This window comes from Burkholderia sp. AU32262, from assembly GCF_020419985.1.
GTDB classification, from domain to species: Bacteria; Pseudomonadota; Gammaproteobacteria; order Burkholderiales; family Burkholderiaceae; genus Burkholderia; species Burkholderia semiarida.
On the sequence record NZ_JAIZRS010000059.1, the window covers coordinates 1 to 7,143 of the forward strand.

The 7,143-nt window shown below is 59.9% G+C and carries 7 protein-coding genes; 2 read left to right on the forward strand and 5 right to left on the reverse strand.

What is annotated here, in order from left to right:
• Window positions 1–101: 101 nt before the first annotated feature.
• The 4 genes from LGN10_RS33190 to ribA all read right to left on the reverse strand — a co-directional run bounded on the left by LGN10_RS33190 (window position 102) and on the right by ribA (window position 4,847).
• Window positions 102–1,169, reverse strand: a complete 1,068-nt coding sequence (locus LGN10_RS33190) for an ATP-binding protein (RefSeq protein ID WP_226226266.1) — start codon at window positions 1,167–1,169, stop codon at window positions 102–104.
• Window positions 1,166–1,927: a DUF4194 domain-containing protein gene (locus LGN10_RS33195; protein WP_059584858.1), complete on the reverse strand. Its 762-nt coding sequence runs from the start codon at window positions 1,925–1,927 to the stop codon at window positions 1,166–1,168. The genes LGN10_RS33190 and LGN10_RS33195 overlap by 4 nt, the downstream gene beginning before the upstream one ends.
• Before the next feature lies 1 nt (window position 1,928).
• Window positions 1,929–3,428, reverse strand: a complete 1,500-nt coding sequence (locus LGN10_RS33200; RefSeq protein ID WP_226093930.1) for a DUF3375 domain-containing protein — start codon at window positions 3,426–3,428, stop codon at window positions 1,929–1,931.
• Window positions 3,429–4,196: 768 nt separating this feature from the next.
• A complete protein-coding gene (ribA, locus tag LGN10_RS33205; protein WP_226226268.1) occupies window positions 4,197–4,847 on the reverse strand; it encodes a GTP cyclohydrolase II in 651 nt (216 codons plus the stop codon).
• Window positions 4,848–5,024: 177 nt separating this feature from the next.
• Here ribA and LGN10_RS33210 point away from each other — a divergent pair, with 177 nt between their 5' ends.
• On the forward strand, window positions 5,025–5,486 hold the full coding sequence (locus tag LGN10_RS33210; RefSeq protein WP_012339746.1) for a CBS domain-containing protein: 462 nt from the start codon (window positions 5,025–5,027) through the stop codon (window positions 5,484–5,486).
• A 157-nt stretch (window positions 5,487–5,643) separates the two neighbouring features.
• Here LGN10_RS33210 and LGN10_RS33215 read toward each other — a convergent pair whose 3' ends face one another.
• A complete protein-coding gene (locus LGN10_RS33215) occupies window positions 5,644–5,973 on the reverse strand; it encodes a DUF4148 domain-containing protein (protein WP_059584855.1) in 330 nt (109 codons plus the stop codon).
• 514 nt (window positions 5,974–6,487) lie between these two features.
• Between LGN10_RS33215 and LGN10_RS33220 the strand changes: the two genes are divergently transcribed.
• The gene (locus LGN10_RS33220) at window positions 6,488–6,886 is read left to right on the forward strand and encodes a GreA/GreB family elongation factor (protein ID WP_027781009.1); all 399 of its coding nucleotides are present in this window, start codon (window positions 6,488–6,490) and stop codon (window positions 6,884–6,886) included.
• Window positions 6,887–7,143: the final 257 nt, after the last annotated feature.

Here is a 7,143-nt window from a genome sequence, read left to right on the forward strand (position 1 = left end):
CAAGTGGACGGGTTCCCGGCACGATTGGAAGAGCGCCATGACTCAGTTCGCACTGCTTTACCCAGAACGATTCAACATTGGAGTCTGAATCTCAACCCGCCTCACACACTAAATTCCGGATACCTCCGATAGATGTCGCGCAGCCTTTGTGCCGCTGATTCGAGCTCCTTTGTGCGACGGGTGTGGTCTTCGATCCGTCGTTCACAGCCCGCTTTCTCCTGTCCCAGTTCGCGCTCCCGATCGACCCACAATTGATGCTCGCGAGTCGCAACCGCGATGGGCAAAAGCGAAACGAGACGAACCTGAAGATCCCGCTGCTCGAGTCTCTCCGCACGCTGCGCCCACCCCTTTTCGATCGGCACCAGCGAATCCCGCTGCTTTCTTGCCGTCTCCAGTTCCTCCCGAATCTCCGCGAGATTGTCGAACTCGGACGCCACCTCCAGCGCCCGCGGAAAGGCCGATCGATCGTCCAGCACCAGATCCCGGAAGAGGTCGTCAATGCTGTTGAGTTGCTTCAGGCCGGCCGCGCGATTGAGCAGGGTGAACGCGTTCTCGCCGACCTCGAAGATGCGACGCAATTCCAGGATGTACGCCTTCTTGCTGTCGTATACTTTCAGGCTCCCTGAAGACGCTCGCTCATGTTGCCTGAGCGCCCGCTTGCCCCCGGCGTTATGCAATTCCAGCAATTCGTCAAGACCAAACTCCGCGCCCCGCTCGATCATCCAGATCCGATCGAGTTCAGTGGCCGAGGAGCCGCTTCCCTCCAGCGAAAATATTCCGGCAATCGTCAGCGTGTCGCTGCCATTGCCAAAGGTAGCGGCAATCGCTGACACAGTCTTTCCCGGTCTGGAGATATGGTCTGTATCACCTTCACGTCCCGCGCCGGAAACCCCACGCACATACGAGACGAGGTCGCGATCGCTCTCGTGCCCTCCGGTCGACGCGAGGTTGTAGCGCGGCTGCGCGGCAATCAACGTCATCAGGGCGTCAATGAGCGTGGTCTTGCCGCTGCCTGTCTGGCCAATGATCGCCGTACCTTCGATATCGATGGCTGCCTGATGGCGCCCGCCGAACGGCCCCCAATTGAAGAGATCGAGACGGGTGAGAATGAATGCCGGCGTCGACAACAGCGCGTCGATAGCGCGATGGTCCGAGTTGGCCGAGATCATGCAATCTCCCCGTCGTCCCCCACCGGCGCACAATCATCCGTGCGCTGTATGCCCGGCGATGCCTGCTTGAGCGCCTGGAGCAACCCTAACAAGTTCTCGGGATTGGCAAGATGGACAATAATCGGGCGAATCATAAACTGATCCTGCTGGTCGACTTCCGAGACGACCCCATGCGGCTTGAGCTTATCGAGCAGATTGCGCGCGCGCTGGAGTTCCCGCGTGTCGCTTCCCAAGCCTCCAAGGTAGAGTTGCAACTGAGCAGCGACATCTTCGACCAACGCAGGTGCATCGGGGACGCCGATACCCCGTTCCTGCTCATGAGCCAGATAGCGCTGCCGCAGTAGCGCAACCAGAAGCGATTGCTCTAGCGTCAGGCGCTGTCGGCGAACCAGCGGATGAGACCATTCGTCGTCCTCGGATTCACGGCAGTACGACTGAGCGACACTGACGAAGGCCAGCCCACGAATGTCATCAATCTTGAGCACCAAATCCAGCGGCTCCAGAATGCGGTCGATGTCTGCACGACTCGTCGCGGTAATCCGGTAGAGGTTGGGTTTGCGAGCAACCTCGAGAAGGCCGAATTTGAGCAGTTCCTGGCATGCATCCTTCACGTCCCGAGATGTGAAACTCGCCGCCTCCGCCGACGGACCGGCGTCAAATTCGCTGGCCTCGTCATGAGCTCCCGACAACTGCGCAACCTTGTCAACCTCACGTCCGTCGTCCTTCGATGCGGTCAGCGTATCGAATATGCTTACCATCTTATAGCTCCATATCCAAGCCGCGCACGTCGTCGAAACCGAGCGCCACGACCGGAACGTCAAAGCGCAGCGGCATGCCATCACGCCCCATTACGTCGACGCTTTCCCGCTCCCCGTCCATCGAAACCCCTGCTTCCCGCGCCATGCTCAACCAGAGCGCGATTGTCTCCAGATCATGCGTCGGCGGCAGATGCCGCGCCAGTTCTGCGATCCCCATGCGCGTGCCATGTTGCTCGAGCAACGCCACCGTACTCTCACACAGTGCCTGTCGATCCAAACCATCGAACGCCTCCCAAAATTCGTCGTCGATGGATCGTGGGTCCATGCTTCGCGCCTGCAGTTCGAGCACGAGTCGCGCATCGTCCTGAATGGCCTTGAACCTGATTCTTTCCACGAGCGGTAGACCCGCCACGGAAATTGCAACGGGCGGCAACGGACCGTCCATGTTGCGCGTCGAGGCGCTCGCCCAGTCGAGTGCCAGCGCTTGCTGCAACACGTCGTGGATCAGTTCGCCAACCCGATGATGTTCGGCCGCAAGTCCCGTACGGAGGAACCCCTTGACGTCACGTTCACTTCGAGCTCTCGCGCGGATGACCGCTGCCGATTCGTCGATCAGGCGGATGATGAGCCAGCGCAGTTCATGTTGCTGGCTGGGATTGAGTGCCGAGCGCGTGGCGGGATGCTGAATGATCTGGCGCAGCCGATGCTTCATCGCGTCGAGTTCGGCAGAGCGTCCCAACTGCTGCTGAAAACCGCGAAAAACCTTTCCTTCGGCGGTTTCGAGCAGTTCGTCATGGCTGTTCAACAGTTTGTCCACGACCGCGCCCCGATGACCGCGCTCGCTAATGATCGACTGCCGCAACGCTTGATCGGCCTCACGATAAGAGTCTTCGACCCGACGAAAGTCGGCACGCAAACTCGTAGCCAGATTGTAGATTTCCCGGATACCCTCGATAGCCTCCGATTCCGTCATCGCACGCACGTTACCCGTCTTGACGTCTTCGAGTTCCCGCTCCAACTCCTGGATCTTCCGCTGCAAATAGCGCGATCTACTTCGACGATCCGGATTAAGGTTGGATTCCAGGTTTTCGATCTCGCGTTGCACGATCGATAGCCGTGATGCCGTCGAGGTCATTAAGCGCCCGTCCAGGGCGGCGACGAATCGCAGCGCTTCCTCGAGCGCATCGGTGGCATAGAGACGCCCAGCCCGTTCAATCAGCAACGAACGCCGAATCCATCCCCGCAGCTCCTTGCGCGCCAGTGCCGCACAATCGCCCTCGGGATCAACGCCAAATTCGTCTGAATTCGCGTGCTGCTCCAGCACGGCTGCGAGCATTTGTTCGGCCACGTCGACCTCAATACCGTCGTGACTCTTTTCAAACAACGTCTGTAAGCAACTCAGCACGAGCGGTGCGCTACGCGCCGCCAGCAATTGCCAGGCAGGGTGTTGACGCCGCGACTGGACGTACTGATGCGTGCGCTGTTTCCAATCCAGATCCATTCCTTTTCCGCGCCACTTGGAGGTGAAGAAGCCGACGACGCGAAACTGCGGATCATCGTCGCAAAGACGTCACTGCAATACCCAGCCCCTCTGCATTCAGGCCCACAGGATTAATGGCCGGAATATTGCCACGACAATCGCAAGCATGACACGCCACGTCAGACCACGGAATGGACACAGTACGTCTGGAGAAGGCCCTGTCCAGGTGTGGCGAGGTGCCGGCCGGCGTCGGAGGAGGCGAACGGAACAATGCGGACGCCGCGTCCCCCGGATCGCCCAATTGCCTGGTAACGCCAAAGCGCTGAGCGGAAAGTGAGGATTGACCATACGCACGCGCATCCGCTACGGGCTTTAGCCAGCGAAGCGATCAAGCGAATTATTGTTGCGACGGGCCCACGAACTGCAGACGAAATTTCCGTTCGCCAACGCGTTATTTCCCACGCAGAGATCAAGGCGTCAAGTGCCCCCGCATAGCGCACGTCGCTCGTCGCAAGCGGTTCGACCGTTAATCAACGATTTGTGGCAAAACGTCAACGACTGTCGACTTATCGAAACCTAGAGATGAGGCCCGGGAATCTGCCTAAAAAACGATGTAGGTTTGGTGCACAACGCCGAAAAAACCACGCCGACGCAACGTGCTTGGCCATGCGGAGGCAAGCGCCCATGCAGGCGCCGACACGACGGAATCCAAATATTCACTTTTAAATCAAAAGCTTACTGGATTCACCAGATCAATTCAGAGCAATCCGGATAACGCCAAAGTTTCCACTATTCATTTTCTTCGAAGTAATGCCCGAACTTCGTTTGCTTCGTGCGGATATAACGTTCGTTTTCCTCGCGCACGGGCACCGCGAGCGCCACGCGCTCGCAGACGGGAATACCGTGCTTCACGAGCGCGTCGAACTTCTTCGGGTTGTTGCTCATCAGCCGCACCGACGTCACGCCAAGGATGCGCAGGATCGCGGCGGCCGAATCGTATTCGCGGGCGTCGTCGGGGAGACCGAGATCGCGGTTCGCCTCGACGGTATCGCGCCCCTGCTCCTGCAGCGCGTACGCGCGGATCTTGTTGCTCAGGCCGATGCCGCGGCCTTCATGACCGCGCAGATATAGCAGCACGCCGCGGTTTTCGGCGGCGATGTAGCGCAACGCGAGATCGAGTTGCTCGCCGCAATCGCAGCGGTACGAGCCGAACACGTCACCGGTCAGGCATTCGGAATGCAGACGGGTGAGCACGGACTGCTCGCCGGTCACGTCGCCCATCACGAGCGCGAGATGTTCGGCATCGCTGCCCGATACGCGAAACGCGTATGACGTGAACGTACCGTAGCGCGTAGGCAGCGACGCGGTGGCGACGAGCGTCACGCACTCGTCGGCCTGGCCATTGCCCGGCGAGGGCGATTGGGGACGCGAAGACATCATGAATTCAATGGAAACGTTCAGGAATGTAGGAGTTGTGTGGATGGTGCGTGACGGGAGTTTACCGCTAATCTGGAAACGTCACGCGACTGCCGCCGCCCGCCCGGCTATACTGGGCTCACCGGGTGACGCGCATCACGTCCCGCCTGCCCTGCATCGACCTGCATACGGAGAAAGCGAATGAGCACGACTGTCGCGCAGATTCTCAAGGCCAAGCCGGATTCGGGCCGTACCATCTACACCGTCACGAAGACCGATCTCGTCTACGACGCCATCAAGCTGATGGCCGAAAAGGGTATCGGTGCACTGCTGGTCGTGGACGGCGACGACATCGCGGGCATCGTCACCGAGCGCGACTACGCGCGCAAGATCGTCCTGCAGGACCGCTCGTCGAAAGCCACCCGCGTCGAGGAAATCATGACGGCGAAGGTGCGCTACGTCGAACCGTCACAATCCACAGACGAGTGCATGGCGCTGATGACCGAGCACCGGATGCGCCACCTGCCCGTGCTCGACGGCGGCAAGCTGGTCGGCCTCATCTCGATCGGCGACCTCGTGAAGAGCGTGATTGCCGATCAGCAGTTCACGATCAGCCAACTCGAACACTATATCCACGGCACACCTACCGTCACGTCGGCCTGATTCGCGTCAGCAAAAAAGGCCCAAACGCGTCAGCGTCTGGGCTCAAAGCCGCCGGCATGCGGCGACGGAGGTTCTGCTCCTGCGGGCGAACGACGCGCGGTCAGCGCGCGTCTCGTCGATTCAGCGGTGCGCTCGGGCAGACCCGGGAAACGTTCAATTAGTTACCGAAGTAGACCGAATTCACGGGATTTGGCGCTTCCCGCGTCACACGGCGGCCGGATTGTGCGGCACCCGTCGCCACGGCACCGTAGCCGCTCGTATCGGCCTGCGCGAGCGCAGGCTGGTTCGGCTGGATACGCTGTTCAGCAGCCTGGATGTCGCTCGGATATTGCGAATCGCTCGCCACCGGCTTGTAGCCGTTCTGCTCGAGTTGCACGAGTTCGGCCTTGACCTGAGCGCGGGTCAACCCCTGCTCGGACTGCGCGAACGATGCAATCGGAGCGGCAAGGACGGATGCGGCGATGGCTGCGTAGACGATCGACTTCATGATTTACCTCCGGAATATGTTGTCTTTTGACGTCGCCTCGACGGGGACTGTCTGAAGCGATTGAGTCCAGTGTAGTGCTCGCCGAACCAAGGGGAAACCCTTAGTTTGAATATACAGCGTTGCGTTTCTGGAAAAAATCGCCGATGGTTTTCAGACAGAGGCGTTGCAACTTGCTTCATCCGCACAACAATCGCTGACGAAACGCCAACAATCGAATCACTTGCCCGGACGGTTGTGTTGTAGAATCGTAAGGTTTTATTCGCCAGTCGATATTCCGTCCACCATGTACGCGCTCACGCCCCTTTCGGTTTCGCCGTCCGGCCCGGCCGGCGTGCGCGCGTGCGCCGGCCAGCCGGCGCATCCCCTCGCTCGACGCACGGCCCAGGCGCCGCTCGCCCCTGCCCGGCGCCTGATCTGACCGCTCGGTCTCCACCCCGGAGCCAGGTCAGACAGGCTCCGGGCGATCCTCATAGGCACGCCACGCCTGCCCCTGCCGATCATTTGGAGAACTCCCATGAAACAACGCCTTTACCAGCTGACCGAACTCGACGTCGCTCGCCTCGAAAAGCACGCCGAGCACAACCCGCGCTTTCAGACGATGCTCGACACGCTGCTCGAACGCGCCGATATCGTCCAGCCCGACGCCATCAAGGCGAACGTCGTCACGATGAACTCGCAAATCACGTTGCTCGACGAAGCGACCCAGGAACAGGCCACCTGGACGATCGTTTATCCGGACGCCGCCAACCTCGAACTCGGCCGCTTGAACGTGTTCTCGCCCGTCGGCATGGCGCTGCTGGGCACGCAACGCGGCCAGATGGTCAAGGTGATGCAGCCGAGCGGTGCCGAAAAGCTGATGAAGGTCGCCGAGATCGTGTTCCAGCCGGAAGCCAACGGCGAATACACGCGCTGAGCCACCGGTCGACCCGCACCGCGCCATACGGGCGCAGAACGAAAAAGCGAGGCACGGGCCTCGCTTTTTTGCATTCGGACGCTCCCGATTATCGTCATCGCTTTCTGCGGACAAAAAAAAGGCGCCCGAATGAATTGCACCCCAAAAGTTGGACACCCGTCCAACCTTTGGGGTGTTTTTCATGACGAAGTACAACGAGCAGTTCAAGCAACGCATCGTTGACGAGTATTTTTCCGGTGGAATTGGCATCCAGTCCC

Coding starts and splice junctions, on each gene's coding strand:
- LGN10_RS33190 (WP_226226266.1), bottom strand. CDS start 1,169: ATGATCTCGGCCAACTCGGACCATCGCGCTATCGACGCGCTGTTGTCG.
- LGN10_RS33195 (WP_059584858.1), bottom strand. CDS start 1,927: ATGGTAAGCATATTCGATACGCTGACCGCATCGAAGGACGACGGACGT.
- LGN10_RS33200 (WP_226093930.1), bottom strand. CDS start 3,428: ATGGATCTGGATTGGAAACAGCGCACGCATCAGTACGTCCAGTCGCGG.
- ribA (WP_226226268.1), bottom strand. CDS start 4,847: ATGATGTCTTCGCGTCCCCAATCGCCCTCGCCGGGCAATGGCCAGGCC.
- LGN10_RS33210 (WP_012339746.1), top strand. CDS start 5,025: ATGAGCACGACTGTCGCGCAGATTCTCAAGGCCAAGCCGGATTCGGGC.
- LGN10_RS33215 (WP_059584855.1), bottom strand. CDS start 5,973: ATGAAGTCGATCGTCTACGCAGCCATCGCCGCATCCGTCCTTGCCGCT.
- LGN10_RS33220 (WP_027781009.1), top strand. CDS start 6,488: ATGAAACAACGCCTTTACCAGCTGACCGAACTCGACGTCGCTCGCCTC.